The following is a 25,941-nucleotide window of genomic DNA, read 5'->3' on the forward strand; positions in this document are numbered from 1 at the left end:
CCCGGCGCACGTCAGCGCTCCAGCTCCTCGTGCGCCGTCTCCGGCAGCCGCAGGTACACCAGCGAGGACAGCAGGCACAGCACGGCGACGTACCAGGGGAAGAGCCCGGAGTGGCCCAGCTCCTTGAACAGCGTTCCCACGTACGGGGCCGTGCCGCCGAACAGGGCGACCGTGAGCGAGTACGGGAAGCCGATGCCGGCCGCCCGCACCCGCGGCGGGAAGATCTCCGCGTTGACGGCCGCGCTGATCGACGTGAAGCCGGTCAGCAGGATCATGCCGGCGCAGCTCACCAGCAGCAGCACGGCGAACGAGTCGCGCAGGGCGTGCAGCAGGGGCACGCTCAGCAGGGCGAACCCCACACCGAAGAACAGCAGCAGGGGACGGCGGCCGAACCGGTCGGAGAGCAGCCCGCCGAGCGGCTGGAGCAGGGCGAAGAACGCCAGCGACAGGGTGCCCGCGAGCAACGCGTCCGACTTGTCCAGACCCGTCTCGAGTTCGGCGTACGTCGGCAGGTACGACGTCCACGTGTAGTAGGCGATCGTGCCGCCCGCCGTGATGCCGCCGATCAGCAGCGACTCGCGCGGATGGCGGCGCAGCGCCTCGAACAGGCCCGGGCGCGGCGCCCTTCGCTGCTCGGCGCTGCGGGTCTCCTCGGCGCCCTGCCGGATCCAGAAGCCGACCAGGCTGAGCACCGCCCCGAGCACGAACGGCACCCGCCAGCCCCAGCCGTTCATCGCCCCCTCGTCGAGGGTCCTCACGAGCACGGTGGCGACCCCCGACGCGACGAGCTGCCCGGCGGTCGTCGAGACGTACTGGAAGCTGGAGAACAGACCGCGGCGGCCCGGGCCCGCCGACTCCACCAGGAAGGTGGTGGACGCCGCGAACTCACCGCCGACCGACAGGCCTTGGAGCAGCCGGGCCAGCACCAGCACCACCGGCGCCAGCACACCCGCCGCCGCGTACGTCGGGGTCAGCCCGACCAGCAGACTGCTGCCGCCCATCAGCAGGATGGTGACGGTCAGCGCCGCGCGCCGCCCGCGCCGGTCGGCGATCGCGCCCATCAGCAGTCCGCCGACGGGCCGCATGAAGAAGCCCACCGCGAACACCGCGAACGTCGACAGCAGCGGCACCAGCGAGCTGTCTGCGCTCTCGGGGAAGACCTGGTCGGCGATGTAGGTGGCGAGGAAGGTGTAGGCGTACCAGTCGTACCACTCCACGGCGTTGCCCACCGAGGCGGCGAGGAGCTGCCGTACCGGCCGCCGGGCGGCGGGGATTGCGTGTGCAGGCCAGTCATGACGCCACGATCCCCGCGGGCCGGACCGGCGCACCCCGCGTACCGGCGACTTTCACATCAACGCCACCGAACCCTTCCCTGACGTTTGGTGCTCCTGGAACACTCCTTTCGCGCGCATTCCGTCACCGGCCCGGTACCGTCCGACACCGGCCGACGGGTCCCCCCACCCCCGAGGCGAGAGGCTTCTCACCCCATGCCCGAAGTCAACCGGCGCCGTTTCTTCCAACTGGCGGGCGCCACCGCGGCGTTCAGCGCGCTGTCCGCGAGCATCGAGCGGGCCGCCGCACTGCCCGCCAACCACCGTTCGGGAAGCATCGAGGACGTCGAGCACATCGTGGTCCTCATGCAGGAGAACCGGTCCTTCGACCACTACTTCGGCTCACTGCGCGGCGTCCGCGGATTCGGCGACCCGCACCCGGTGACCCTGGACTCCGGCAAGTCGGTCTGGCACCAGCGGAAGAGCGACGGCACGGAGGTGCTGCCCTTCCACCCCGAGGCCGACGACCTCGGCATGCAGTTCCTGGAGGGGCTGCCGCACGGCTGGCCCGACGGCCAGGCGGCCTACCACAACGGCAAGTACGACCGCTGGCTGCCCGCCAAGGGCACCACCACCATGGCGTACCTGACCCGTGAGGACATCCCCTTCCACTACGCGCTCGCCGACACCTTCACCGTCTGCGACGCCTACCACTGCTCCTTCATCGGCTCCACCGACCCCAACCGCTACTACCTGTGGTCGGGCCACACCGGGAACGACGGTGAGGGCGGGGGCCCGGTCCTCGGCAACGACGAGCGCGGCTACGACTGGACGACGTACCCCGAGCGCCTCGAGGAGGCCGGGATCTCCTGGAAGATCTACCAGGACATCGGCGACGGCCTGGACGCGGCGGGCTCCTGGGGCTGGATCGGCGACGCCTACCGCGGCAACTACGGCGACAACTCCCTGCTGTACTTCAACACGTACCGCAACGCCCGACCCGGCGAACCGCTGTACGACAAGGCCCGCACCGGCACCGACGTCCGCAGCGGCGAGGGCTACGTCGACCGGCTCCGCGCCGACGTCAAGGCCGGGACGCTGCCGCAGATATCGTGGATCGTCTCCCCGGAGGCGTTCTCCGAGCACTCCAACTGGCCCTCGAACTACGGCGCCTGGTACATCTCCCAGGTCCTGGACGCGCTCACCTCCAACCCCGCGGTGTGGGCGAGGACCGCCCTGTTCCTCACCTACGACGAGAACGACGGCTTCTTCGACCACGTGGTGCCGCCGCTGCCGCCGAAGTCCGCCGCCCAGGGACTGTCCACCGTCGACACCTCCCTCGACGTCTTCCCGGGCAGCGCCACCCACGTCGAGGGCTTCTACGGACTCGGCCCGCGCGTGCCCATGCTGGTCGTCTCCCCGTGGAGCAAGGGCGGCTGGGTCTGCTCCGAGACCTTCGACCACACCTCGGTCGTCCGGTTCATGGAGCGCCGCTTCGGGGTGCGCGAACCCCAGATCTCCCCGTGGCGGCGCGCGATCTGCGGCGATCTGACGTCCGCCTTCGACTTCTCCCGCCCGGACGGCCGGCCCGCCCGGCTGCCGGACACCGACGCCTACGAACCGCGCGACCGCGAGCGCCACCCGGACTACCGCCCGACGCCCCCGGCCGACCCGGACATGCCCCGCCAGGAGCCCGGTCTGCGCCCCGCCCGCCCGCTGCGCTACGACCCGCGCGTGGACGGTTCCGTGGACGCCGCGGGAGGGACGTTCACGCTCACCTTCGCCTCCGGCGCCCGGGCCGGTGCCGCCTTCCTCGTCACCTCCGGAAACCGCGGCGACGGCCCGTGGACCTACACGACCGAGGCCGGCAAGAGCATCGCCGACACCTGGAACTCGGTGTACTCGGGCGGCTCGTACGACCTGACCGTGCACGGCCCCAACGGGTTCCTGCGCGTCTTCCGGGGCGGGAACCGCGGCGCCGGGCCCGAGGTCACCGCCCGGCACACCGGCGACGACATCCGGCTGACCTTCACCAACGCCTCGCGGACGAGCGTCCGGCTGAAGCTGACCGACGGCTACGGCGGCCGCGCCGGGGCCGTCACCGTGCGCCCCGGAGCCACCGTGCACCACACCGTCGACCTCGCGGAGAGCCGGCGCTGGTACGACCTCACGGTCACCGCCGAGGGCGACCCGTCCTTCCTGCGGCGCTTCGCCGGGCACGTGGAGAACGGACTGCCGTCGGTGAGCGACCCGGCCATCGCCACGGCGTAGGCGTCACAGGGCGGTGAGGTGCCCCGGTCCGGGCTGCCGGGGCACCGGCACCGGCTCCGGTGGCCCTTCCTCCGGCACCGGCACCGGCACGGCGGCCGCCGGACGGGGGTCGCCGTGCCGCTCGGGCGTCCGGCGGCTGAGCTGGACCACCCCCCAGGCGGCCAGCGCGGCGCCGGTCAGCGCGAGCAGCACACCGGCCGGGCCGCCGCGCAGCCGCTCGCCCAGCAGCGCGAGGCCGATGACCGCGGCGGCCACCGGGTTGGCCAGCGTCACCACCGCGAGCGGTGCGCCCAGGCCGCCCCGGTAGGCCGTCTGCGACAGCAGCAGCCCGCCCGCCGCGAAGACCGCCACCAGCACCGCCACCCCGATCACCTGGACGCTCAGCAGCGGGCCCGAGCGGTCCGTGACGGCGACCGTGACGGTCTGGGTGAGCGCCGAGGCGACCCCGGAGGCGATGCCGGACGCCGTCGCGTGCCGCAGGCCCGGCCGGGCACCGGGCCGCGACAGCACGCCGATCAGCGCCGCCGTGGCGCCCGCGACCGTCAGCGCCTCGGGCACGCTCAGCACGTCGTCGGGCGCGGGACCGGAGGCCGTCAGCAGCAGCGCGCCCAGCCCGAGCAGCGTCAGCCCGGTGCCCCGCCACTCGACCGCGCTCACCCGCCGGCCCGCCAGCCGCGCCCCGAGGGGCACCGCGGCGACCAGGGTGAGCGCGCCGAGCGGCTGCACCACCGTGAGCGGGCCGTACTTGAGCGCCACGACGTGCAGCAGCGCGGCCGACGCGTTGAGCGCCACCGACCACCACCAGGCGCCGCTGCCCAGCATCCGCAGCGCGCCCGTACGCGGGTCGCGGGCCGCCAGCCGCTCCTGGGCCACGGCCGCCGCCGCGTACGCGACCGACGAGACCAGGGAGAGCAGGACGGCGATCAGCGCGGCGCTCACCGGGCCGCCCCCGCCGGCTCGCGCCGCCCCGCTCCGTCCTGCCGCGCCGCACGCCGCCGCGGCACCGCCGAACCGGGCGGCACGGCGGGGCGGGAGCGGCGGGCCCCGTGCGGCGGGCGCAGGACCGCGAGCGCGAGGCCGAGCAGGGCGGTCGCCACGATCACGTCCAGCCAGTAGTGGTTCGCGGTGCCCACGACGACCAGGAGCGTCAGCACCGGGTGCAGCAGCCACAGCCACCGCAGCCGCGACCGGGTGGCCGCGATCAGGCCGACCGCCAGCATCAGCGCCCAGCCGAAGTGCAGCGAGGGCATCGCCGCGAACTGGTTCGACAACTGGTCGGTGCGCGGCGGGCCGTACACCGAGGGCCCGAACACCCGGGCCGTGTCGATCAGCCCGGACGCGCCCAGCATGCGCGGCGGGGCCAGCGGGAAGGCCAGGTGCAGCACCAGCGCGGCGCCGGTCACCGCCGCCAGCACCCGGCGGGCCCACACGTAGTGCGCGGGGCGCCGCAGATAGAGCCAGACCAGGAAGGCCACGGTGGCGGGGAAGTGGACGGCGGCGTAGTAGGTGTTGGCCAGGTGGACCGGGACGTCCCCGTGCAGCAGCAGGGACTGCACCGCGCCCTCGTCGGGCAGCCGGAGCGCGCGCTCCCCGTCCCAGACGCGGTGCGCGTTGCGGAAGGCCTCCGAGGTGTGCCCCGTCGCCAGCCCGCGGGCCAGCTTGTAGACGAGGAAGAGTCCCGCCACGAGCAGGAGTTCGCGGACGAGCGGTGGTCGCGCCGGGGTGTCCGGCTCCGCTTCTGCAGGCTCGGTGCGGGCGTTCATGCCCCGGCCCCCCTCATCGACGGTGGTGCGTGCGGTGGTGCTGGCCGGACCGGTGACCCGCCGGGTGCGGCGGGCTCGTCGGTCCGGGGGCCGTGTGACGGTTCTCATCGATACGACCCCGTTCCGATACGGCAGTGTACCGATACGGTGGGGTACCGGTACACTTCCGTATCGATAGACATGCGCCACACTGGGGTGCGCACCCCGCGGATCCCGGCGGGACGCGACCGGGAACGGGTCACGAGCGAGCGAGGAGCAGAGCATGACGTCGCAGGCCGCGGACCGACCGGACACGGTCGGCACCTCGCGCCGCTCCAAGCTCACGCCGGAGCGTGAGCAGGAGTTCTTCGACGCCGTGCTCGAACAGATCCGTGAGTGCGGCTACGACGCCGTGACCATGGAGGGCGTCGCCGCCAGCACCCGGTGCAGCAAGTCCACGCTGTACCGGCAGTGGAAGACGAAGCCGCAGTTCGTGGCGGCGGCCCTGCGCTCCAGCCGCCGGGTTCGCTTCGCCGGCATCGACACGGGATCGCTCGCCGAGGACCTGCGCCGGGCCGCCCGGGCCGCGGGCCAGTGGTCGGGCAAGGACACGCTGCTCCAGGCGCTCGGCCACGCCGTCATGCAGGACCCGGAGCTGCAGCGCGCGCTGCGCGAGGCGCTGGTCGAGCCGGAGATCGCCGCGCTGCGGGAGATCCTGCGGCGCGGAGTCGAGCGCGGCGAGGTGCCGGCCGGGCATCCGGCGCTGGAGTTCGTGCCGGCGCAGATGTTCGGCGCCCTGCGGATGCGGCCGGTCATCGAGGGCGAGTACGCCGACGCGGAGTACCTCGTCCGGTTCGTGGACGCCGTGGTGCTGCCCGCGCTCGGCCTGCCCTGACACCTCCATGCCCAGGCCGCCGTCCACGGGATGACTGGACGGTGACCTGCCCGCGCCGCACCGTGGGGACGGGGGCGGCGCGCACCCCCGGCCGGGCGGGGCTCCCTCTGAGCGGAAGGAGGCCCCGCCCGGCCGACCGACGTCCGGGGCTCAGACGTCCTGGCCGCTGCCGCCGCCGGAGGAGACCGCGATGCCCTTCGTGATCTCGTCGAGCACCGTCTGCCCCTCCTCCACGTCGACGCCGATGCGGACGACGACGATGCGCTTCGCGTCGGCCGGGGACGGGAAGGCGAGCGATTCGACGTAGCCGTCGGAGCCCTTGCTGGTGACCGCCTTCCAGCGCACCAGGTAGCCCTTCTGCCCGGCGACCGTCACCGCCTCGGAGGCCAGCTCCTCGTGCGAGGTGATCCCGCCGTAGGACGCGCCGCCGTACGACTCCTCGGCGTTGGCCTCGATGTCGGCCTTGGCGACCTCCTCGGCGGTGGTGCCCTTGGTGTCCAGCACGATGGCGGGGGCCGAGTAGGCGCCGCCCTTGGTGCAGGTCGCCGAGGCGTCGCCGGGGCACTTGTAGCTGTCGTCCGAGGTGACCGTCGCGCCGACCGAGAGCTGCTGCCCCGACCAGCCGTCGGGGATGGGCAGGCTGATCCCGCTGACCGGGTCCGGCACCGATCCGCTGTCGATCCTCGGCGGCTGCGACCGCCCCGGTCCGTCCGGCGCGGGGGACGCGCCGTCCGGGCCGCTGCCGCCACCGGAACCGGGCCCCTCCTCCCGCTGTTCCTGCTGCCGGGAGGCGGAACCCCCGCCGTTCGAGTCGTCGTCGGTCAGCACGTAGACACCGGCGCCGATGCCGGCCAGGACCGCCACGGTGGCCGCGACCGCGATCGCGGTGCGCAGACCGCGCCGCCGGCCGGGCGGCGGCTGCACGGGGTACCCCGGATACCCCGGGTGCACCGGGTACGGCCCGGGGGCGGCGTACGCCCCCGGCACGACACCGGTCGGTCCCGGCACCGCCCCGGCCGGCCCCGGTGCGCCACCGTGCGCTCCGGCCGCGCCGCCAGCCGCTGACACCGCGTCGACCGGACCGGGCACGGCACCACCCGGGCCGCCGGGCACGGCACCACCCGGGCCGCCGGGCGCGGCGCCGGCCGGTCCGCCCGGTGCGCCCGCCGCCGGCGGCGTGGGAGGCGCCCACGCGGCGGCCGGACCCGCGGCGCGGACCTGGTCCGTCCATGCCTTGCCGTCCCACCACCGCTCGGTGGCGGGACCGTCACTTTTCTGCCCGGGGTCCGGGTACCACCCGGGAGGAGTCACCTGCGTCATGGCCCCACCGTATGAGGCGTCGGTGAAAGGGGGATGAGAGACCCCGGCGCGGGCCCCCGGCCCCATCTCCCGCGACGGGCCGTCCGGTTCGGCTCCGGGTGACGGGCCGGCCGCGTCCCGGGCGCTTTACCGCATGTCACCCATCACGGCAACTGCTGCCCCGAGCACCCACCGCACGGCCGATCCGGCCGCTAGGCTCGACCCCTGTACGTCGTTCGGGCGACTTGGGGAGGTAGCGGGATGACGGAGGGCGGGCCCACGGTCGCAGCCTCGGCGTCCCTGTGGGAGCGCGACGAGGAAGTCGCCGCCATCACACAGGCGGTCGACACCCTGTGCGCGGACCACTCGTCCCCCGGCAGCCTGCTCGTGTGCCGGGGCGAGGCCGGATTCGGCAAGACCGCGCTGCTGGCCGAGACCCGCCGCATCGCCGAGGCCCGCGGCTGCACCGTCTGGTCGGCACGCGGCGGCGAGATCCTGCGCTCGGTCCCCTTCAACGTCGTACGGCAGTTGCTCCAGCCGGCCCTCGTCTGCATGCTCCCCGAGGAGGCCCGCGAGTACCTGGGCGACTGGTACGACATCGCCGGCCCCGCCCTCGGCATAGCCGAACCCGGCGACCGGCAGGCCGACCCGCAGGGCGTGTGCGACGGCCTGGTCGCCGCCGTGCACCGCCTCGCCGGCCGGGAGTGGCCGCTCGTCCTGCTCGTCGACGACGTCCACTGGGCCGACCAGGAGACCCTGCGCTGGCTCGCCGCGCTCGCCGAACGCCTCGACGAGATCTCCGTCCTCGTGGTCGTCGCCCGCCGCCCCGGCGAGGTCACCGGCGACAGCGCGCACCACCTCGCCGCGGCCGAGGCCGCGGGCCGGCCCCTCGCCCCGCTCAGCGCCCTCACCCCCGAGGCGACGGCCGGGCTGACCCGCGCCACCGTGGGCGCCCACGCCGACGGCGCGTTCTGCCGCGAGGTGTGGGCCGTCACCGGCGGCAACCCCTACGAGACCGTCGAACTGCTCGCCAAGGTCCGCGACAGCGAACTGGAACCCGTCGAGTCCCGGGCCGCCGACCTGCGCGAGCTGAACCGCTCGGCCCGCGGCGGCGGACTCGTCGCCCGCATCGAGGAACTCGGCATCGACGCCACCCGGTTCGCCTGGGCCGCCGCCGTCCTCGGCACCGGCGTCACCGTCGACATGGTGGCCCGCATCGCCACCCTCGACCGCGACACCGCCGTCCGCTGCGCCGAACGGCTCGCCACCGCCCGCATCCTCACCGAGCCCGAAGGCGCCGTCGGCCGCTCCGCCGGCGACGACCTGGAGTTCCTCCACCCGCTGATCGCCACCGACGTCTACAACTCCATCCCCGACGCCCTGCGCCGGGCCATGCACGGCATCGCCGCCCAGCTCGTCACCGACTCCGGACTCGGCGCCGCGGCCGCCTCCCGCCACCTCCTCCAGGTCCACCCCGAGGACGACCAGGACGTCGTACGGCAACTGCGCGAGGCCGCCCGCGAGCACCTCGCCGTCGGCGCGCCCGACGCGGCCCGGCGCTGCCTCGAACGCGCCCTGGAGGAACCGCCGTTGCCCGAGGCGCACGCCCGTGTGCTCTACGAACTCGGCTGCGCCACCCTGCTCACCGCGCCCGCCACCACCATCGAGCACCTGCGGACGGCCCTCGCCATGCCCGGCCTCGACGCCGAGCACCGCGTGGACGCCGTCTTCCGCCTCTCCCAGGCCCTCCTGCACAACAACCAGCTCGAGGAGGCCGTCCGCACCGTCGAGGCGGAGGCCGCCCGCAACCCCGACCCGTCGGCGCGACTGCGCCTGCAGGCCGTCCAGTACATGTGGGAGGGCATACACGCGGGCGAGACCGCCTCACCGGGCCGCTCCGCGCGCCTGGCCGAACTCGCGGCGACCTGCACCGGCCGCGACAACTCCGAACGCGCCCTGCTCATCCTGCGCGGCTTCGACGCCATGACCCACGGCGAGAGCGCCGAGGAGGTCGTCGAGCTGTGCGACCGCGCCCTCGTCAACGGGCGCCTCGCCCCCGGACTCGGCTGGACCGACACCGAGTGGGGTCTCGAACTGCCCATGATGCTGGCCAGCGCCTACGCCTACTGCGACCGGCTCGACCGCGCCGAAGCGCTGTTCACCGAGGCCCTGCGCGCCTACGAGACCGCGGGCTGGAGCGGCGGCCACCTGGCCCTCGCGCACGCCTACGTCGGCCTCGGCCACCGCAGGCGCGGCCGGCTGAAGGAGGCCGAGGAGTCCCTGCGCGAATCGCTGCGGATCGCCGAGCGAGTGGGCCGCGGGCTGCCGCTGTACTGGTCCGCGATCTGCAACCTGATCGACACGCTCCTCGCCCGCGGCCATGTCGAGGAGGCCCGCTCCGTGGCCGACCAGTACGGCTTCGCCCCGCCGTACCCGTCCACCATCGTGCTGCCCGACCCGCGCACCGTCCGGGGCCGGCTGCTGCTGGCGACCGGCCGCACCGAAGAGGGCATCGACGAACTGGACGCGGCCGAGAAGGCCGCGGCCGTACGCGGACGGCACAACCCCGTGGTGGTCCCCTGGGCGACCGACCTCGCCCGGGCCCTCGCCGCGGAGGACCCCGGCCGCTCCGCCCGACTGGCCGCCGACGCACGCCGCCAGGCCGAGCGGTTCGGCACGGACACCGCCATAGGAGAGGCCCTGCGCTGCGCCGCCGCCCTGGAGACGGGCCCGCGCGCGGTCCGGCTCGCCGCCCAGGCGGTCACCTATCTGGAATCCTCGCCCTGCCAGTACGAGCACGCCGCGGCCCGCGTCGAGTACGGCATCGCGGCACGCTCGGAGGACGAGCTGAACCGGGGCCTGGCGCTGGCCCTCTCGTGCGGCTCGGACGGGCTCGTGGCCAAGGCCCGCGAGGCACTGGCGGCGATACCGGTGGGCTGAGTGCTCAGCCCGCGGTGCCGTCCTCCTCGGCCAGCACCCGCTGGGCCACCGCGAACGCCGAGTTCGCCGCCGGCACCCCGCAGTACACGGCCGTCTGGAGCAGCACGGCACCGATCTCGTCGGCGGTGAGCCCGTTGCGGCGCGCCGCCCGTACGTGCATGGCCAGTTCGTCGTAGTGGCCGTGCGCCACCAGCGCCGTCATCGTGATCATGCTGCGCTCGCGGCGCGACAGCGTCTCGTCGGTCCAGATCTCGCCCCAGGCGTAGCGCGAGATGAAGTCCTGGAACCGGGCGGTGAACGGGGTCTGCCGCGCCTGTGCCCGGTCCACATGGGCGTCGCCCAGCACCGCGCGCCGGACCGCCATGCCCCGCTCGGCGCGCCCGTCGAAGTGTGCGCGCAGCGCGGTCAGCACCGCCTCGGGGCGTTCCGCGGGCGCCAGGTGCGAGGCACCCGGTATCTCCACCAGCGCGGCGCCGGGCACGGCGTCGGCGATCTCCCGCAGATGCGCGGGCGGCGTGGCCGGGTCCTCGCGGCCGGCGATCAGGAGCGTCGGCGCGGAGATCTCGCCGAGCCGGTCCCGCAGGTCGAAGGCGGCCAGCGCGTCGCAGCACGCGGCGTACGCCCCGGGGTCGGCCTCCCGGTGGTCGCGGACCAGTCGCGGCACGGTGAACCCGGGCGTGAACCAGCGGGCGTGCGCGCTGCGGGCCAGCTCGGCCAGCCCCTGTTCGCGTACCAGCGCGGCCCGTTCCCGCCACGGCTTCTCGCCGTTGAAGTGCGCCGACGAGCAGACCACGGCCAGCGAGGACAGCCGCTCGGGGTGGTGCACCGCCAGGTGCAGGCCCACCGCGCCGCCCAGGGACACGCCCGCGTACGCGAACCGCCGTACGCCGAGCGAGTCGGCGAGCGTGAGCACCAGGCCGGCGAGGTCGCCGACGGTGGCGCCGGCTCCGATCAGGTCCGCCGCGGAACCGCCGTGCCCCGGCAGGTCCCAGCGGATCACCCGGTGCCCGACGGACAGTTCGGGCGCCACCTCGTCCCACAGGGCGCGGGAGGTGCCGAGGGAGGGGCCCAGCAGCAGCGGGGGAGCGGATTCGGGGCCTTCGGACAGGTGGTCGAGCATGGTCAACGTCGCTCCAGAGCGCGGTCGGTCAGTGCTCCGGCGAAGCCGGTGCAGCGGGCGGGATCGGTCGCGGCGGCCAGGTCGAGGCCCCGCAACTCCGGTACTTCGGCGAGGAGTTCGCCCAGACTGCGATCCTCGGCGTAGGTCCGCCGGGCCAGTTCGGTCAGCAGTGCTCTGGCGCGGGCCCGCCCGAGCACCGGGGCCAGTTCGGCCGAGAGCCGCTCGGACACGATCAGCCCGTGCGTGAGGCCGAGGCCGGCGCGCATCCTGTCCGGGTGCACCCGCAGCCCCTCGGCGAGTTCGGCGGCGTCGCGCGCGGCACCGCCGGTCAGCCGCAGCAGCTCCCGCAGCGGCTCCCACTCGGCGTGCCAGGCGCCGGCCGGGCGCTCGTCCTCGGCGGCCAGCGAGCCGTACAGGGTGGCCGCGAGCTGCGGGGCGCGCCGGGCGGCGGCCGCGATCAGCGTGGACCGCACCGGGTTGGCCTTGTGCGGCATCGCCGACGAGCCGCCGCCGCTGCCCTCCGCGACCTCGCCGATCTCGGTGCGGGCGAGGGTGAGCACGTCCACGGCGAGCTTCCCGAGGGCCCCGGCGGCGAAGGCGAGGCAGCCGGCCAGATCGGCGACCGGGGTGCGCAGCGTGTGCCACGGCAACAGGGGTGCGGCGAGGCCGAGTTCGCGGGCGTACGCGGCGGGCAGTGCGACCGGGTCCGGCGCGCCGTACGCCCCGAACGCCGACAGCGTGCCCGTCGCACCGCCGAGCTGGGCGGGCAGCGAGTCGCGCACGGCGGTGACGCGGTCCCGGGCGTCGAGGACCAGCGAACGCCAGCCGGCGGCCTTCAGCCCGAACGCGGTCGGCACGGCGTGCTGGGTCAGCGTCCGGCCCGGCATCGCCGTGTCGCGGTGCTCGGCGGCGAGCCGGGCCAGCGCCCGTTCGGTCCGGGTGAGGTCGGCGAGCACCGGGCCCAGTGTGCGGACGGCGACCAGCATCGTCGCCGTGTCCAGGATGTCCTGGCTGGTCGCGCCCCGGTGGACGTAGGGCCCGTACTCCTCGCCGACCGCCGCCGTGAGATCGGCGACCAGCGGGATGACCGGGTTGCCGCCGCCGCGGGCGCGTTCGGCGAGGGAGCGCATGTCGAAGCGGTGCGGGTCGGCGGCCTCGGTGACCGCCGTCGCCGCCTCGGCGGGGGCGAGCCCGAGCCCTGCCCAGGCCCGGGTCAGCGCCGCCTCCGCGTCGAGCAGGGCCCGCAGGTACGCGGCGTCGGAGGTCGAGGCGGCGGCCGGCGAGCCCGCCCACCCGGGGGCGAGCAGGCTCGGGGCGCCGTCGGCGGAATCGGCGGGTGATGTCACCGGAACTCCAGGAAGACCGTCTCGCCCTCGCCCTGAAGGCGGATGTCGAAACGGTACGTGCCGTTGCCCTCGTCCCGGGCGATCAGCGTGTCGCGGCGCTCCGCGGCCACGCGGGACAGCAGCGGGTCCGCGGCGTGCGCCGCCTCGTCGCCCGGCAGGTAGATGCGGGTGAACAGGTGCACGAGCAGCCCGCGTGCGAACACGCACAGGCTGAGGTACGGCGCGTTCCGTCCGCGTGCCCCGGGCCGCAGGGTCCGGGCGTACCAGTGCCCGTCGGCGTCGGTCTGGATGCGGCCGAAGCCGGTGAACTCCACGCCGTTGCGGCCGAGGAAGCCACCGGAGGCGGGGTCGCGCCGCATCGAGCCGTCGGCGGTCGGCACGTTGCCGTCGGGGTCCGGGCCCCAGACCTCCAGCAGCGCGTCGGGCAGCGGCACGCCCTCGCCGTCGTACACGTGGCCGTGCACGGTGACGGTGTCCGGGTGGCCGAGCGGCGCGATGTCCTCGCCGCCGCGGAAGGGCAGCGCGTAGCCGTAGAACGGGCCGACGGTGTGCGACGGGGTGGGCAGCACGGCCTCGGGGCGGGCGGTGTCGGTCTTCGTCATGCCGGTCAGCGTCCTTCTTCGATCCAGGTGGCGTTCGGTCCGTCGAGCACGATGTCCCAGTGGTAGCCGAGCGAGAACTCCGGCACCGACAGGCTGTGGTCGTACGTCGCCACCAGCCGCTGCCGGGCGGCGTCGTCCGTCACGGACTGCAGGATCGGGTCGTACGGGAACAGCGGGTCGTTCGGGAAGTACATCTGCGTCACCAGCCGCTGCGTGAACGCCGTGCCGAAGACGGAGAAGTGGATGTGGGCCGGGCGCCAGGCGTTGACGTGGTTGCGCCAGGGGTAGGGGCCGGGCTGGATCGTGGTGAAGCGGTAGCAGCCGTCGTCGTCGGTGAGGGTGCGGCCCACGCCGGTGAAGTTCGGGTCCAGCGGGGCGTCGTGCTGCTCGCGCCGGTGGGCGTAGCGGCCGGCCGAGTTGGCCTGCCAGATCTCGACGAGCTGGCCGCGCACGGGCCGTCCGCCGCGGTCCAGCAGCCGCCCGGAGACCGTGATGCGCTCGCCGACGGGCTCACCGGTGTGCTGCCGGGTCAGGTCGTTGTCCACCCCGGTGATGTCCCGCTCGCCGAAGGCGGGGGAGGACAGCTCCACCAGTTCCGGGTCCCTGGTGACGTCGATGGCGACCGGCGGCTGCTTGGGGTGGCGCAGCACCGAGGAGCGGTAGGGGGCGTAGTCGCGGCGCGGGTGGTGCTCGACGGGCGCGCCGTCGGCGACCCGCTTGCCGTACGCGGCGCGTTCGGCCGCGATCTCCGCGTCGATGTCCTGCTGGGTGAGGGTCATGGGGATACCTGTGCGCTTCCTAGCGTTCGAGGACGAGGGCGAGGCCCTGGCCGACGCCGATGCAGAGGGTGGCGACGCCGGTGCCGGAGCCCTTGCGGGCGAGCTGGTGGGCGACGGTGCCGGCGAGGCGGGCGCCGGAGGCGCCGAGCGGGTGGCCCAGCGCGATGGCGCCGCCCTGGGGGTTGAGGATCGCGGGGTCGAACTCGGGCCACTCGGCCACGCAGCCGAGCACCTGTGCGGCGAAGGCCTCGTTGAGTTCGAGCACGTCCAGGTCGGCGAAGGTCCTGCCCGCCTTCGCCAGGGCCCGGTTGACGGCTTCCACGGGGGCGAGGCCGAAGTAGTCGGGGTCGAGGGCGTGCACGCCGGTCGCCGAGATACGGGCCAGCGGCTCGCGGCCGGTGGCCCTCAGGCCCTCCTCGTCGGTCAGGAGCAGGGCGGCGGCGCCGTCGTTGAGGGGTGAGGCGTTGCCGGCCGTGACCGTGCCGTTCTCCGTGCGGAAGGACGGCTTGAGCCCGGCCAGGGCCTCGGGGGAGGTGTCGGCCCGCACCGACTCGTCGGCGGCGAACACCACCGGGTCCGCCTTGCGCCGCGGGATCGTGACGGGTGCCAGCTCGGCGTCGAACAGGCCCGCTTCCCGGGCCGCCGCCGCCTTGCGGTGCGAGGCGAGGGCGAACTCGTCCTGCCGCTCGCGGCCGATCCCGTGCTTCTCGGCGATCAGTTCGGCGCTCTCCCCGAGGGGGATGGTCCACTGGGGGTCCATCAGCGGGTTGACCATGCGCCAGCCGAGGGTGGTGGAGTACAGCTCGGTGTGCCCGGCGGGGAACGGCCTGTCGTTCTTGGGCAGCACGTAGGGGGCGCGGGTCATGGACTCCACGCCGCCCGCGACGGCGATCGAGGCGTCGCCGACGGCGATGGCGCGGGCGGCCTGGATCACGGCCTCCAGGCCGGAGGCGCACAGCCGGTTCACGGTCACGCCGGGCACGCCGGTGGGCAGGCCGGCGAGGAGGGCGGCCATGCGGGCGACGTTGCGGTTCTCCTCACCGGCGCCGTTGGCGTTGCCGAGGTAGACGTCCCCGATCCGGGAGGGGTCCAGGTCCGGTGTGCGGGCGAGGAGCCGGCGCACGGCGTGCGCGGCCAGGTCGTCCGGGCGGACGGGGGCCAGCGAGCCGTTGTACCGGCCGAACGGGGTGCGTACGGCGTCGACGACGTAGACGGTGTTCACGCCGGTTCCCCCGCCTTCAGGCCGTGGGCGACGAGGAGTTCGGCGCCGGTCCTGGCGACGACCTCCTCCACCTCGACACCGGGTGCGGTCTCGACGAGTACGAGGCCGTCACCGGTGACGTCGAGGACCCCGAGGTCGGTGATGACCCGGTTCACACACGCCTTGCCCGTGAGCGGCAGCGCGCACTCCCGGACGATCTTCGGCGATCCGTCCTTCGCGGTGTGCGTCATCACCACGATCACCGTGCGGGCGCCGTGGACCAGGTCCATCGCCCCGCCGATCCCGGTGATCATCTTCCCGGGTACGGCCCAGTTGGCCAGGTCACCGGCGGCGGACACCTGCATCGCCCCGAGCACCGCGACGTCGATGTGCCCGCCGCGGATCATCCCGAAGGACAGCGCCGAGTCGAAGAAGGACGCTCCCGGCAGGACCGTGACGGTCTCCTTGCCGGCGTTGATCAGGTCCGGGTCCACCCGGTCCTCGGCCGGATACGGGCCGGTGCCCAGGATCCCGTTCTCCGACTCCAGGACCACCTCCACACCCTCGGGCAGGTAGTTCGGGATCAGCGTCGGCAGACCGATGCCCAGGTTGACGTACTGCCCGTCCCGCAGCTCCCGCGCCGCCCGCGCGGCCATCTCCTCACGTGTCCAGGCCATCAGGAACCCACCGTCCCCCGCGCCGAGGGCGCGGATGTCGTCCGCCGTTCGATCTTCTTGTCGGCGGCCTGCTCCGGGGTCAGCGCGACCACGCGCTGCACGAAGATCCCCGGCAGGTGCACCGCGTCCGGGTCGATCTCGCCGGGCTCGGCCAGTTCCTCCACCTCGGCGACGGTGACGCGGCCCGCCATCGCGGCGAGCGGGTTGAAGTTCCGCGACGACTTGCCGAAGACGAGGTTCCCGTGCCGGTCGCCCTTCGCCGCCCGCACCAGGGCGAAGTCCGTGCGGATGCCGCGCTCCAGCACGTACTGCGCACCGTCGAACTCCCGCACCTCCTTCGGCGGCGACGCCAGCGCCACCCCGCCCGAGCCGTCGTAGCGCCACGGCAGCCCGCCCTCGGCGACCTGCGTGCCGACCCCGGCGGGGGTGTAGAACGCGGGGATCCCGGCGCCGCCGGCCCGCAGCCGCTCGGCGAGCGTGCCCTGCGGGATCAGCTCCACCTCCAGCTCGCCGGCCAGGTACTGGCGCGCGAACTCCTTGTTCGCCCCGATGTAGGAGCCCGTCACGCGCGTGATCCGCCCCGCGGCGAGCAGGACGGCGAGGCCGGAGTCCATCGCACCGCAGTTGTTGGAGACCACCGACAGTCCGCCGGTCCCGCGCTCGTACAGCGCCTGGATCAGTACGTTCGGCACACCGGCCAGCCCGAAGCCGCCCACCGCGAGCGATGCGCCGTCCGGCACGTCGGCCACTGCTTCGGCGGCCGTGGCCACCACCTTGTCCATCCGAGAAGCCCCATCTCTTCCAAGCGCCCCCGGATCACCGGAACGTGCATCCCGGCGAATTAATCAGGGCACTGAGTATTTCAGCGAGGTGACCCACACGCTGCCACCGGACGCCCGGGGCGTCAAGACCGGGAGAAACACGAGGTAGAGCGCTTGATGGTGGTGCGGGCGACTTCGTGTCCGCCGATGTATCGTCAGTGCACTCACGAATCCAGTCACGGGAGCGCACATGGCCGCGGTCGATCTGAGCACCCACCCCGGGCATCTCGCCCGGCGGCTGCAGCAGGCGCACCACCTGCTGTGGAACACGATGGTCTCGGAGGAGACCACCTCGCCGCAGTTCGCGGTCCTCAACGCGCTCGTCGCCGAACCGGGGCTGGACCAGCGCACCGTGGGGGAGCGCGTGGGACTCGACCGGTCCACCATCGCCGAGGTGATCAGCAGGCTCGGCCGTCGCGGACTGCTCGACAAGGTCCGCGACCCGCAGGACGGCCGCCGCTTCCTGCTGCGCCTGACCGGCGAGGGCGAGCGCGTCCACCGCAGGCTGACCGTGCGGACGGCTCGGATGAACCAGGTGTTCCTCGCCCCGCTGTCCGCCGGCGAACAGGCGGTGTTCTTCGATCTCATCCAGCGGGTCGCGGACGCGGCCGAGGGTCTGCGCAACCCGGCCGAGCCGGTGGTGTCACCGGGCTGACCCGGCGTCCGGGGTCAGGGCGCCGGGAGGAACACCACCCATACCGGGCCCGCGGCGAAGTTCAGCGGGGTGCCGTCCCGGGCGGTGAAGGCCGTGCCCTCGTCGGCGGCCCCGCGCTTCCACGTCGCCTCGTAGGAGCGTCCGTCGCGCAGCACCTCCGCCTTCCCGGCGCCGACCGACTCCACGTACGGCGAGTTGCTGCCCCGGAAGTCGCGGAAGGCGGACTCGCGCACCGTCACGTGCTGGACGACGACCGTCGCCGGGGCGGGACGTCCGCCGCCCGTCATGACGGCCGGCTCGCCGTCCATGGCGACCAGCCAGCGGTCGCGGTGCGCCGACCAGGTGAAGGTGAAGCTCGCCGCCGGGTAGCGCACCGTGCGCGAGGACTCTGCCCGCCCGCCCCCGGGAGCCTCGCCGTAGTGGAAGCCCGTGGTCAGCGCGGCCGAGCCGGCGGGCGACGGCAGCAGGCGGCCGGGCCGTACGTAGAGGTTGTGCGGGGCGGCCCGGCCCTCGTCGCGGACGTAGGCGCCCGGCGTCCTGCCCGGGGGCTCGGCCCGCAGGGGCGCCCGGTCGACGAGCGGGAGCAGCTTGCTCTGCGCGCCGGAGAAGGCGAGCGTCGGCCGGTCGAACTGGCGCAGCAGCTCCAGGTCGGACTCACGGGCGCTGCGCACCGGTCCGACCGACTGCGGCAGGCCGGTCGCGTAGACGGCCATGAGGCGGCTCAGCCCGCCCTCCACCGGCTCCACGTAGACGAGGTCCGCGGCGTCCAGGCCCGTCTGCGGCCGGGCCGCGGGCACGTTGTCGACCTTCACGGCGAGGACGGAGCCGGTGGCGTGCGTGTTCTCGGAGCGCTGGGGGTGCGGTGCCCGGCTGTCGCCGTCCTGCGGCGCCGAGGTCCCCGTGCACCCCGCCGACAGCGAGGCCACGACCGTCGCGGCCAGCAGCGCCGGGACGGCGGCCCGGGTCCGGCGCCGGGCCCCGGGCGCCGTGCCGGGCAGCGCGCCACGGTCTCGCCTGCGGATACCTCGTCGCATTCCGACCACCCGCTCACCGTCCTGTGTCATCGATTGTGCGCTTTCAGCGGCGTTTGTGCCCATACCCGACTGGATCCGACGGTGCACCCGGAATCCCGCTGTTCGGCCGCACGGGTGGCGGTTGGGCGTTGAGGGCCTCGGGTACTCGGCACCGACATCACACCGACGCGCAGGGCGACGGAGGGAGCGCGAGGCGATGAAGGCAGTTGTCTGGCAGGGCAAGCGGGACGTGCGGGTCGAGGACGTCCCCGACCCGAAGATCCAGGAACCGACGGACGCGGTCATCCGCGTCACGTCCACCGGCCTGTGCGGCTCCGACCTGCACCTCTACGAGGTGCTGACGCCGTTCATGACACCGGGCGACATCCTCGGCCACGAGCCCATGGGCATCGTGGAGGAGGTCGGGCCCGAGGTGAGCGGCCTCAGGCCCGGAGACCGGGTCGTGGTGCCGTTCCAGATCGCGTGCGGGCACTGCTACATGTGCGACACCGGGCTGCCCACCCAGTGCGAGACCACCCAGGTCACCGGCGAGGGCATGGGAGCCCCGCTGTTCGGCTACACCCGTCTGTACGGCGCGGTGCCCGGCGGCCAGGCCGAGTACCTGCGTGTTCCGCAGGCCCAGTACGGGCCCATCAAGGTGCCCGAGGGGCCCGCCGACGACCGGTTCGTCTACCTCTCCGACGTGCTGCCCACCGCCTGGCAGGCGGTCGAGTACGCCGCGGTCCCGCAGGGCGGCAGCGTCGCCGTGCTCGGGCTCGGGCCCATCGGCGACATGGCCTGCCGGATCGCCCGGCTCAGGGGCGCCGGACGCGTGTTCGGCGTGGACCTGGTGCCGGAGCGACTGGAGCGGGCCCGGGCGCGTGGCGTGGAGACGTACGACCTGCGGTCCTTCGACAACGAGAAGGAACTGGTCGCCGCCATCCACGACCAGACCGGAGGCCGCGGCCCCGACGCCGTGATCGACGCGGTCGGCACCGAGGCGCACGGCAGCACCGTGGCCAAGCTCGTCCAGCAGTCCGCGGCCGTGATGCCCCGGGCCATCGGCGGACCGCTCGCCGAGCGCTTCAGCATCGACCGGCTCGCCGCCCTCTACACCGCCATCGACCTGGTGCGCCGCGGCGGCACGATCTCGCTCAGCGGCGTCTACGGCGGCATGGCCGACCCGATGCCGATGCTGACGATGTTCGACAAACAGATCCAGATGCGCATGGGGCAGGCGAACGTGCGCCGCTGGAGCGACGAGATCGTCCCGTACCTGACCGACGAGGACCCGCTCGGCGTCGACGACTTCGCCACCCACCGCGTCCCCCTGGCCGAGGCGCCGCACGCGTACGAGATGTTCCAGAAGAAGCAGGACGGCGCGGTCAAGGTCCTGATGAAGCCGTAGGGCTCAGGGACCGCGCAGGATCTCCGCCAGGTCGTAGCGGACCGGCTCCTCCAGCTGCGCGTACGTGCAGCTCTCCGGCGTGCGGTCCGGCCGCCAGCGGCGGAACCGGGCCGTGTGCCGAAAGCGCGCCCCGTTCTCCATGTGGTCGTACGCCACCTCCGCGACCCGCTCGGGCCTCAGCGGCACCCAGGACAGGTCCTTCTTGCCCGACCAGCGGCTCGGCGCGCCGGGCAGCCGCGCCGACTCGTGCGCGGCCTCCTCGGCCCAGGCCGCCCACGGATGCCCCCGGACGTCGTCCATGCGCAGCGACTCCAGCTCCTGGACCAGCTCGGCCCGGCGCTTCATGGAGAACGCGGCGCTCACCCCCACGTGCTGGAGCCGGCCCCGGTCGTCGTACAGGCCGAGCAGCAGGGAGCCGACCACCGGCCCGCTCTTGTGGAGGCGGTACCCGGCGACGACGACGTCCGCCGTGCGCTCGTGCTTGACCTTGAACATGGCCCGCTCGTCCTGGCGGTAGCGCAGGTCGAGCGGTTTGGCGACGACGCCGTCCAGCCCCGCCCCCTCGTACTGCTCGAACCACTGCCGGGCCACCTCGACGTCCTCCGTCGCGGGAGCCACGTGCACCGGCGGGGTGACGTCCGCCAGCGCCCGGACCAGCAGCGCCCGCCGGTCGGTGAGCGGCACGTCGAGCAGCGACTCGTCGTCCAGTGCCAGCAGGTCGAAGGCGACCAGCGAGGACGGCGTCCGCTCGGCCAGCATCCGCACCCGGGAGTCCGCCGGATGGATCCGCTCGGTCAGCGCGTCGAAGTCCAGGTGCCCCTCCCGCGCGATCACGATCTCGCCGTCCACCACGCACCGCTCCGGCAGCCGCTCCCGCACGGCCTCCACCAGCTCGGGGAAGTACCGGGTCAGCGGCTTGCCCGTCCGGCTGCCGAACTCCACCTCACCGCCGTCGCGGAACACGATCACCCGGAAGCCGTCCCACTTCGCCTCGTACTGCATCCCCGGCGGGATCTTCGCCACGGACTTGGCGAGCATCGGCTTCACGGGCGGCATCACGGGAAGATCCATGCACCGATTCTGCGCGCCCGGCGCCCCGAATGCGCGATATGCGAAGTGCGCGGGGTACGCCTACCGTGGCTCGCATGGCGGAAGCGGTGGAACTGGAGACGGACGGGCGGACCGTACGGCTGTCCAGCCCGGGCAAGGTGTTCTTCCCGGAGCACGGCTACACCAAGCTGGACGTCGCCCGCTACTACCAGGCGGTCGCCCCCGGCATCCTGCGCGCCCTGCGCGACAGGCCCACCACCCTGGAGCGCTACCCGGACGGCATCACCGGCGAGTGGTTCTACCAGAAGCGCGCGCCCAAGGGCATGCCCGACTGGATCCCCACCGCGCACATCACCTTCCCCAGCGGACGCAGCGCCGACGAGATGTGCCCCACCGAACAGGCCGCGGTCGTCTGGGCCGCCCAGTACGGCACCCTCACCTTCCACCCCTGGCCGGTGCGCCGGGGCGACGTCGACCACCCCGACGAGCTGCGCCTCGACCTCGACCCGCAGCCCGGCACCGACTACGACGACGCCGTCCGCGCCGCCCACGAACTGCGGGCGGTGCTGGAGGAGTTCGGCGGACTGCGCGGCTGGCCCAAGACCTCCGGCGGACGCGGCATCCACGTCTTCGTGCCGATCGAGCCCCGCTGGACCTTCACCCAGGTCAGGCGCGCCGCCATCGCCGTCGGGCGGGAACTGGAGCGGCGGATGCCGGAGCGGGTCACCATCAAGTGGTGGAAGGAGGAACGCGGCGAGCGCATCTTCGTCGACTACAACCAGACCGCCCGGGACCGCACCATCGCCTCCGCCTACTCGGTCCGCCCCCGCCCGCACGCCCCCGTCTCCGCGCCGTTGCGCTGGGAGGAGGTCGGCGTCGCGCACCCGCGGGACTTCGACATCACGACCATGCCCGCGCGCTTCGCCGAACTCGGCGACGTGCACGCGGACATGGACGGTCACGCGTACTCCCTCGACGCCCTGCTGGAGCTGGCGGCGAAGGACGAGCGGGACCACGGACTCGGCGATCTGCCGTACCCCCCCGAGTACCCGAAGATGCCGGGAGAACCCAGGCGGGTACAGCCGAGCCGGGCCAGGAAGCCGGGCCCTGCGGCTCCCTGATCCGCACGTCGCGGTACGAGACCACCTCCGCGGTGCCGTGCACCTGGAGCCCGGTGTGGCCGGACGCGAACCGCCGCCCGTCCGTTCCCGGTTCGTCCGAGCGCGCCGGGCAGAAGTCCTGACCGCCGGTGTCCGGGGCGCCGGGCGAGGGCCCGAGGCCCCGTTCCGCCCGGCGACCTGCCGCTATCCTGAGCGGCAGTCGCCGAGGAGGAGCGCCCGTGACCGACACCGCGCCGCGCCCCACACTGGAGGCCGTGGCCGCCCGGGCGGGGGTCTCGCGGGCCACCGTCTCCCGCGTGGTCAACGGGGCGCGCGGGGTGCGCCAGGAGCTCGCCGAGCGCGTGCGGCGCGCGGTCGAGGAGCTCGGCTACGTCCCCAACCGGGCCGCCCGGAGCCTGGTGACCAGACGTCACGACGCCGTCGCCGTCGTCGCGGCCGAACCGGAGGCGCGGGTCTTCTCCGACCCCTACTTCGCCCAGCAGTTGCGCGGCATCAGCAAGGAACTGACCGCCCACGACAACCAGCTCGTCCTCCTGCTCACCGAGGGCCGCGAGGACCACGCCCGCGTCGGCCGCTACCTGGCCGGCGGGCACGTCGACGGCGCCCTCGTCTTCTCCCTGCACCTGGACGACCCGCTGCCCGCCCTCGTCCGCGGCGCGGGCGTGCCGACCGTGTTCGGCGGACGCCCCGGCTGGGACGACGGCGCGCACGACGTCGTCTACGTGGACAGCGACAACCGGGGCGGCGCCCGCGAGGCCGTACGCCACCTGACCGGCCTCGGCCGCAGCCGCGTCGCGCACATCACCGGCCCGCTCGACCAGACCTCCGCCGCCGACCGCCTCGCCGGCTACCGCGACGTGGTCGGCGACGCCGGCGCGGGGCTGGTCGCGTCCGGGGACTTCACCCCGGCCGGCGGTGAACGGGCCATGCGCGAACTGCTGGACAGGTGCCCGGAGGTGGACGCCGTGTTCGCCGCCAACGACCTCACCGCCGCGGGCGCCCTGCGGGTGCTGCGCGAGAACGGACGCCGGGTGCCGGACGACGTGGCGGTGGCCGGCTTCGACGACATGCTGCCCGTCGCCGAGCAGACGGACCCGCCGCTGACCACGGTCCGCCAGGACATCGAGGGGATGGGCCGCCTGATGGCCCGTCTGCTGCTGCGCGGGACGGCGGGGGAGGAACACCTCGCGGACGGCGAGGGGCGCGGGCCGGGCGCGGGCCGGGGCTGCCCGGAGGCGTCCTGCGGGGTGATCCTGCCGACCACCCTCGTGCGCCGCGCGTCCGCGTAGCCGGCGGCCCGGCTACTCCTGCCGGGGCGCGGGGTGCAGCACCGCGAACCGTGCGCCGTGCGGGTCGGCGAGCCGGGCGAGGCGCCCGACGCCCTCGATGTCCCTCGCGGGCATCCGCACCGTGCCGCCCAGCTCCCCGGTCCGGGCGACCGCCCTGTCCGCGTCGTCCACCGCGAAGTACGGCAGCCAGTGGGCGTCCGTCTCCAGCGGGTCGTCGGCGAGCGCGACGACGCCGCCGAACATGCTCTCCTCGCCCTCCCCGCCCGGATTGACACAGGTGTACGTGCCCGCGCCGGGGAAGGGCACGGCGGAGGTCTCCAGGCCCAGCACCGCGTGGTAGTACGCGGCCTCGGCGGCGACGTCCGGCGTGTACAGCTCGACCCAGCACAGCGCGCCGGGCTCACCGGCCGCGTCCACGCCCCCGAGCCGGCCCGGCTGCCAGATGCCGAACGGCACTCCGGACCGGTCGGCGAGGACCGCCACGACGCCGAGGCCCATGACGTCCGCCGGCTGCATCAGCACACCGCCGTGCGCCTGCGCGGAGGCGTCGGCCGCGGCCTGCGCGCTCGGGGCCTGGAAGTACACCGTCCAGGACGGTGGTCCCTGCTCCGGCGTGACGGGCATGGCACCGGCCACCGTCCGGCCGTCGAGCTGGAAGAAGCCGTACCCCCCGGCGTCGGGCCCCGCGGAACGCAGTTCCCAGCCGAAGAGACCCCCGTAGAAGGACGCGGCGGCGTCGGTGTCGGGAGCGCCGACATCGATCCAGTTCGGAGCGCCGGTGACGAAACGGGTGGTGAGCATGCTGGCCCTCCTCGAAAGGTCCCGTTGCCTGCACTGCCGAGTCTTCCACCGACGAAGGGCCCCCGCCTCCGCGCGCCGCCGTGCGTCGCGCCCCCGCCGGGGGCACCCTCGGTGAGCGGGGGGCTGCCGCGGGCCGGGGCCGGCCAGGCGTTGATCGCGCGTTGATCGGACGTTTTTCGCCGTCGGGCACGCTGCTCACCATGCTCATCGACACGATCGCGACGCCCGACCTGGACTGGCAGCAGGAGGCGTTGTGCGCCCAGACCGGGGGAGACTTCTTCTTCCCCGAGCCCGGCAGCTCCGTCCGGGACGCGAAGCGGATCTGCGCCCTGTGTCCGATCCGGTCGGCCTGCCTCGACTACGCGCTGGCCCACGACGAGCGCTTCGGCGTCTGGGGCGGCCTGTCGGAGAAGGAACGGCAGGCCCTGCGGCGCACCTCGCGCTGAGCCGGTCCGGCCCGGGCACGCACCGGTGCACCCTCCCCCCGCACGGCGGACGGCCCCGGGCGGTGTCGTCACCGGCCGGGGCCTCGGCACGCCGACGGCGTGGGGCGGATCAGCCCGCCTTGCGCGCCGCCATCCGGGCCTTGCGCGCCGCCAGCTTCTCGTCGAACTTGGCGGCCTCGGTGTCCAGCCCGTTCATGAACAGCCCGAGCTCCTCCTGCGCCTTGAGGCCCTCGGGGCCCAGGCCGTCGATCTCCATGATCTTCAGGAAGCGCAGCACGGGCTGGATGACGTCGTCGTGGTGGATGCGCAGGTTGTAGACCTCGCCGATGGCCATCTGCGCGGCGGCCCGCTCGAAACCGGGGATGCCGTGGCCGGGCATGCGGAAGTTCACGACCACGTCCCGCACGGCCTGCATCGTCAGGTCCGGCGCGAGCTCGAAGGCGGCCTTGAGCAGGTTCCGGTAGAAGACCATGTGCAGGTTCTCGTCGGTCGCGATGCGCGCCAGCATGCGGTCGCAGACCGGGTCGCCGGACTGGTGGCCGGTGTTGCGGTGCGAGATGCGGGTGGCCAGCTCCTGGAAGGCGACGTAGGCCACCGAGTGCAGCATCGAGTGCCGGTTGTCCGACTCGAAGCCCTCGCTCATGTGGGCCATGCGGAACTGCTCCAGCTTGTCCGGGTCCACGGCGCGCGAGGTGAGCAGGTAGTCGCGCATCACGATGCCGTGCCGGCCCTCCTCCGCGGTCCAGCGGTGCACCCAGGTGCCCCAGGCGCCGTCGCGGCCGAACAGGGTCGCGATCTCGTGGTGGTAGCTGGGCAGGTTGTCCTCGGTCAGCAGGTTCACCACCAGGGCGATCCGGCCGATCTCGGTGACCTTGGACTGGTCCTTCTCCCAGGCCTCCCCGTCCTCGAACTGGCCGGGGAAGTTGCGGCCGTCGGTCCACGGCACGTACTCGTGCGGCATCCAGTCCTTGGCGACCCCCAGGTGCCGGTTGAGCTCCTTCTCGACCACTTCCTCCAAGGCGTACAGCAGCCGGGCGTCGGTCCAAGCGGCGGAAGAGCCGAGGTGGGGAGAAGTGATCGTCACGGGTACTCCAGGGGACGTGCGACAGAGCGGATACAGAGCCCGGCGAGCGGAGCCGGGAACCTACGGGATCGTAGGCTACGAAACCGTAGGTTACGAGAGCGTAGGTTAAA

Annotated in this window: 23 protein-coding genes; 8 read left to right on the forward strand and 15 right to left on the reverse strand. The window is 73.9% G+C overall.

The annotated features are described in order from the left end of the window. Positions 1-11: 11 nt before the first annotated feature. On the reverse strand, positions 12-1,274 hold the full coding sequence (locus ACH499_RS09200; RefSeq protein ID WP_399014750.1) for an MFS transporter: 1,263 nt from the start codon (positions 1,272-1,274) through the stop codon (positions 12-14). A gap of 213 nt (positions 1,275-1,487) precedes the next feature. Between ACH499_RS09200 and ACH499_RS09205 the strand changes: the two genes are divergently transcribed. Then, positions 1,488-3,542: a phosphocholine-specific phospholipase C gene (locus ACH499_RS09205; protein WP_399014452.1), complete on the forward strand. Its 2,055-nt coding sequence runs from the start codon at positions 1,488-1,490 to the stop codon at positions 3,540-3,542. 3 nt (positions 3,543-3,545) lie between these two features. Here the strand turns inward: ACH499_RS09205 and ACH499_RS09210 are convergent, their stop codons facing one another. After that, positions 3,546-4,481 (reverse strand): hypothetical protein, encoded by a 936-nt coding sequence (locus tag ACH499_RS09210; RefSeq protein ID WP_399014453.1) that lies wholly within the window; start codon positions 4,479-4,481, stop codon positions 3,546-3,548. Then, positions 4,478-5,305 carry a phosphatase PAP2 family protein gene (locus tag ACH499_RS09215; protein ID WP_399014454.1) on the reverse strand — a complete coding sequence of 276 codons (828 nt, stop codon included), beginning with the start codon at positions 5,303-5,305 and terminating at the stop codon, positions 4,478-4,480. The genes ACH499_RS09210 and ACH499_RS09215 overlap by 4 nt, the downstream gene beginning before the upstream one ends. Before the next feature lie 262 nt (positions 5,306-5,567). Between ACH499_RS09215 and ACH499_RS09220 the strand changes: the two genes are divergently transcribed. Further along, positions 5,568-6,179, forward strand: coding sequence for a TetR/AcrR family transcriptional regulator (locus tag ACH499_RS09220; RefSeq protein WP_356201158.1), 612 nt, complete (start codon positions 5,568-5,570; stop codon positions 6,177-6,179). 150 nt (positions 6,180-6,329) lie between these two features. Here ACH499_RS09220 and ACH499_RS09225 read toward each other — a convergent pair whose 3' ends face one another. Then, positions 6,330-7,499, reverse strand: a complete 1,170-nt coding sequence (locus ACH499_RS09225) for a DUF2510 domain-containing protein (protein ID WP_399014455.1) — start codon at positions 7,497-7,499, stop codon at positions 6,330-6,332. A gap of 240 nt (positions 7,500-7,739) precedes the next feature. Here ACH499_RS09225 and ACH499_RS09230 point away from each other — a divergent pair, with 240 nt between their 5' ends. Further along, positions 7,740-10,418, forward strand: a complete 2,679-nt coding sequence (locus ACH499_RS09230) for an ATP-binding protein (protein WP_399014456.1) — start codon at positions 7,740-7,742, stop codon at positions 10,416-10,418. Positions 10,419-10,422: 4 nt separating this feature from the next. Here the strand turns inward: ACH499_RS09230 and pcaD are convergent, their stop codons facing one another. From pcaD to ACH499_RS09265, 7 genes are read right to left on the reverse strand one after another with little or no spacing between them, the layout of a single operon-like run. Then, positions 10,423-11,538, reverse strand: coding sequence for a 3-oxoadipate enol-lactonase (gene pcaD / locus ACH499_RS09235; protein WP_399014752.1), 1,116 nt, complete (start codon positions 11,536-11,538; stop codon positions 10,423-10,425). 2 nt (positions 11,539-11,540) lie between these two features. Continuing rightward, entirely contained in the window at positions 11,541-12,884 is a 1,344-nt protein-coding gene (pcaB, locus tag ACH499_RS09240) for a 3-carboxy-cis,cis-muconate cycloisomerase (protein ID WP_399014457.1), read from the reverse strand. Beyond that, positions 12,881-13,486, reverse strand: a complete 606-nt coding sequence (pcaG, locus tag ACH499_RS09245) for a protocatechuate 3,4-dioxygenase subunit alpha (protein WP_399014458.1) — start codon at positions 13,484-13,486, stop codon at positions 12,881-12,883. The genes pcaB and pcaG overlap by 4 nt, the downstream gene beginning before the upstream one ends. Before the next feature lie 5 nt (positions 13,487-13,491). Then, positions 13,492-14,265, reverse strand: coding sequence for a protocatechuate 3,4-dioxygenase subunit beta (gene pcaH, locus ACH499_RS09250; RefSeq protein WP_356201149.1), 774 nt, complete (start codon positions 14,263-14,265; stop codon positions 13,492-13,494). Positions 14,266-14,284: 19 nt separating this feature from the next. Further along, positions 14,285-15,487: a thiolase family protein gene (locus ACH499_RS09255; protein WP_399014459.1), complete on the reverse strand. Its 1,203-nt coding sequence runs from the start codon at positions 15,485-15,487 to the stop codon at positions 14,285-14,287. Further along, positions 15,484-16,143 carry a CoA transferase subunit B gene (locus tag ACH499_RS09260; protein WP_399014461.1) on the reverse strand — a complete coding sequence of 220 codons (660 nt, stop codon included), beginning with the start codon at positions 16,141-16,143 and terminating at the stop codon, positions 15,484-15,486. Before ACH499_RS09260 ends, ACH499_RS09255 begins: the two co-directional genes overlap by 4 nt. Then, positions 16,143-16,925, reverse strand: coding sequence for a CoA transferase subunit A (locus ACH499_RS09265; protein ID WP_356201143.1), 783 nt, complete (start codon positions 16,923-16,925; stop codon positions 16,143-16,145). Before ACH499_RS09265 ends, ACH499_RS09260 begins: the two co-directional genes overlap by 1 nt. A 229-nt stretch (positions 16,926-17,154) precedes the next feature. Between ACH499_RS09265 and ACH499_RS09270 the strand changes: the two genes are divergently transcribed. Continuing rightward, entirely contained in the window at positions 17,155-17,619 is a 465-nt protein-coding gene (locus tag ACH499_RS09270) for a MarR family transcriptional regulator (protein ID WP_356201142.1), read from the forward strand. A 14-nt stretch (positions 17,620-17,633) separates the two neighbouring features. Here ACH499_RS09270 and ACH499_RS09275 read toward each other — a convergent pair whose 3' ends face one another. Next, a complete protein-coding gene (locus tag ACH499_RS09275; protein WP_399014463.1) occupies positions 17,634-18,653 on the reverse strand; it encodes a DUF3048 domain-containing protein in 1,020 nt (339 codons plus the stop codon). A 196-nt stretch (positions 18,654-18,849) separates the two neighbouring features. On the opposite strand from ACH499_RS09275, the gene ACH499_RS09280 reads away from it, so the two are divergent. Then, positions 18,850-20,040 carry a zinc-dependent alcohol dehydrogenase gene (locus ACH499_RS09280; protein WP_356201138.1) on the forward strand — a complete coding sequence of 397 codons (1,191 nt, stop codon included), beginning with the start codon at positions 18,850-18,852 and terminating at the stop codon, positions 20,038-20,040. Positions 20,041-20,043: 3 nt separating this feature from the next. Here ACH499_RS09280 and ACH499_RS09285 read toward each other — a convergent pair whose 3' ends face one another. Continuing rightward, a complete protein-coding gene (locus ACH499_RS09285; protein WP_399014465.1) occupies positions 20,044-21,111 on the reverse strand; it encodes an ATP-dependent DNA ligase in 1,068 nt (355 codons plus the stop codon). Between the two features lie 74 nt (positions 21,112-21,185). Between ACH499_RS09285 and ligD the strand changes: the two genes are divergently transcribed. Then, a complete protein-coding gene (gene ligD, locus ACH499_RS09290) occupies positions 21,186-22,211 on the forward strand; it encodes a non-homologous end-joining DNA ligase (protein WP_356201135.1) in 1,026 nt (341 codons plus the stop codon). A gap of 218 nt (positions 22,212-22,429) precedes the next feature. Further along, positions 22,430-23,500: a LacI family DNA-binding transcriptional regulator gene (locus tag ACH499_RS09295; RefSeq protein ID WP_399014467.1), complete on the forward strand. Its 1,071-nt coding sequence runs from the start codon at positions 22,430-22,432 to the stop codon at positions 23,498-23,500. Between the two features lie 12 nt (positions 23,501-23,512). On the opposite strand, the gene ACH499_RS09300 is transcribed toward ACH499_RS09295, so the two are convergent. Continuing rightward, on the reverse strand, positions 23,513-24,301 hold the full coding sequence (locus ACH499_RS09300) for a VOC family protein (protein ID WP_356201131.1): 789 nt from the start codon (positions 24,299-24,301) through the stop codon (positions 23,513-23,515). A 200-nt stretch (positions 24,302-24,501) separates the two neighbouring features. On the opposite strand from ACH499_RS09300, the gene ACH499_RS09305 reads away from it, so the two are divergent. Beyond that, positions 24,502-24,747: a WhiB family transcriptional regulator gene (locus tag ACH499_RS09305; RefSeq protein WP_356201129.1), complete on the forward strand. Its 246-nt coding sequence runs from the start codon at positions 24,502-24,504 to the stop codon at positions 24,745-24,747. Between the two features lie 109 nt (positions 24,748-24,856). On the opposite strand, the gene ACH499_RS09310 is transcribed toward ACH499_RS09305, so the two are convergent. Continuing rightward, positions 24,857-25,831, reverse strand: coding sequence for an acyl-ACP desaturase (locus ACH499_RS09310; RefSeq protein ID WP_356201128.1), 975 nt, complete (start codon positions 25,829-25,831; stop codon positions 24,857-24,859). Between the last annotated feature and the right edge of the window lie 110 nt (positions 25,832-25,941).

Origin of the sequence: Streptomyces sp. NPDC018947, assembly GCF_044390505.1 — a bacterium.
GTDB lineage: Bacteria > Actinomycetota > Actinomycetes > Streptomycetales > Streptomycetaceae > Streptomyces.

Excerpts from the sequence above, each read along its gene's own strand:
- ACH499_RS09205 (WP_399014452.1), top strand. The coding sequence starts at position 1,488 with ATGCCCGAAGTCAACCGGCGCCGTTTCTTCCAACTGGCGGGCGCCACC.
- ACH499_RS09215 (WP_399014454.1), bottom strand. The coding sequence starts at position 5,305 with ATGAACGCCCGCACCGAGCCTGCAGAAGCGGAGCCGGACACCCCGGCG.
- ACH499_RS09220 (WP_356201158.1), top strand. The coding sequence starts at position 5,568 with ATGACGTCGCAGGCCGCGGACCGACCGGACACGGTCGGCACCTCGCGC.
- ACH499_RS09225 (WP_399014455.1), bottom strand. The coding sequence starts at position 7,499 with ATGACGCAGGTGACTCCTCCCGGGTGGTACCCGGACCCCGGGCAGAAA.
- ACH499_RS09230 (WP_399014456.1), top strand. The coding sequence starts at position 7,740 with ATGACGGAGGGCGGGCCCACGGTCGCAGCCTCGGCGTCCCTGTGGGAG.
- pcaD (WP_399014752.1), bottom strand. The coding sequence starts at position 11,538 with ATGCTCGACCACCTGTCCGAAGGCCCCGAATCCGCTCCCCCGCTGCTG.
- pcaG (WP_399014458.1), bottom strand. The coding sequence starts at position 13,486 with ATGACGAAGACCGACACCGCCCGCCCCGAGGCCGTGCTGCCCACCCCG.
- pcaH (WP_356201149.1), bottom strand. The coding sequence starts at position 14,265 with ATGACCCTCACCCAGCAGGACATCGACGCGGAGATCGCGGCCGAACGC.
- ACH499_RS09260 (WP_399014461.1), bottom strand. The coding sequence starts at position 16,143 with ATGGCCTGGACACGTGAGGAGATGGCCGCGCGGGCGGCGCGGGAGCTG.
- ACH499_RS09265 (WP_356201143.1), bottom strand. The coding sequence starts at position 16,925 with ATGGACAAGGTGGTGGCCACGGCCGCCGAAGCAGTGGCCGACGTGCCG.
- ACH499_RS09270 (WP_356201142.1), top strand. The coding sequence starts at position 17,155 with ATGGCCGCGGTCGATCTGAGCACCCACCCCGGGCATCTCGCCCGGCGG.
- ACH499_RS09275 (WP_399014463.1), bottom strand. The coding sequence starts at position 18,653 with ATGCGACGAGGTATCCGCAGGCGAGACCGTGGCGCGCTGCCCGGCACG.
- ACH499_RS09280 (WP_356201138.1), top strand. The coding sequence starts at position 18,850 with ATGAAGGCAGTTGTCTGGCAGGGCAAGCGGGACGTGCGGGTCGAGGAC.
- ACH499_RS09285 (WP_399014465.1), bottom strand. The coding sequence starts at position 21,111 with ATGGATCTTCCCGTGATGCCGCCCGTGAAGCCGATGCTCGCCAAGTCC.
- ligD (WP_356201135.1), top strand. The coding sequence starts at position 21,186 with ATGGCGGAAGCGGTGGAACTGGAGACGGACGGGCGGACCGTACGGCTG.
- ACH499_RS09300 (WP_356201131.1), bottom strand. The coding sequence starts at position 24,301 with ATGCTCACCACCCGTTTCGTCACCGGCGCTCCGAACTGGATCGATGTC.
- ACH499_RS09305 (WP_356201129.1), top strand. The coding sequence starts at position 24,502 with ATGCTCATCGACACGATCGCGACGCCCGACCTGGACTGGCAGCAGGAG.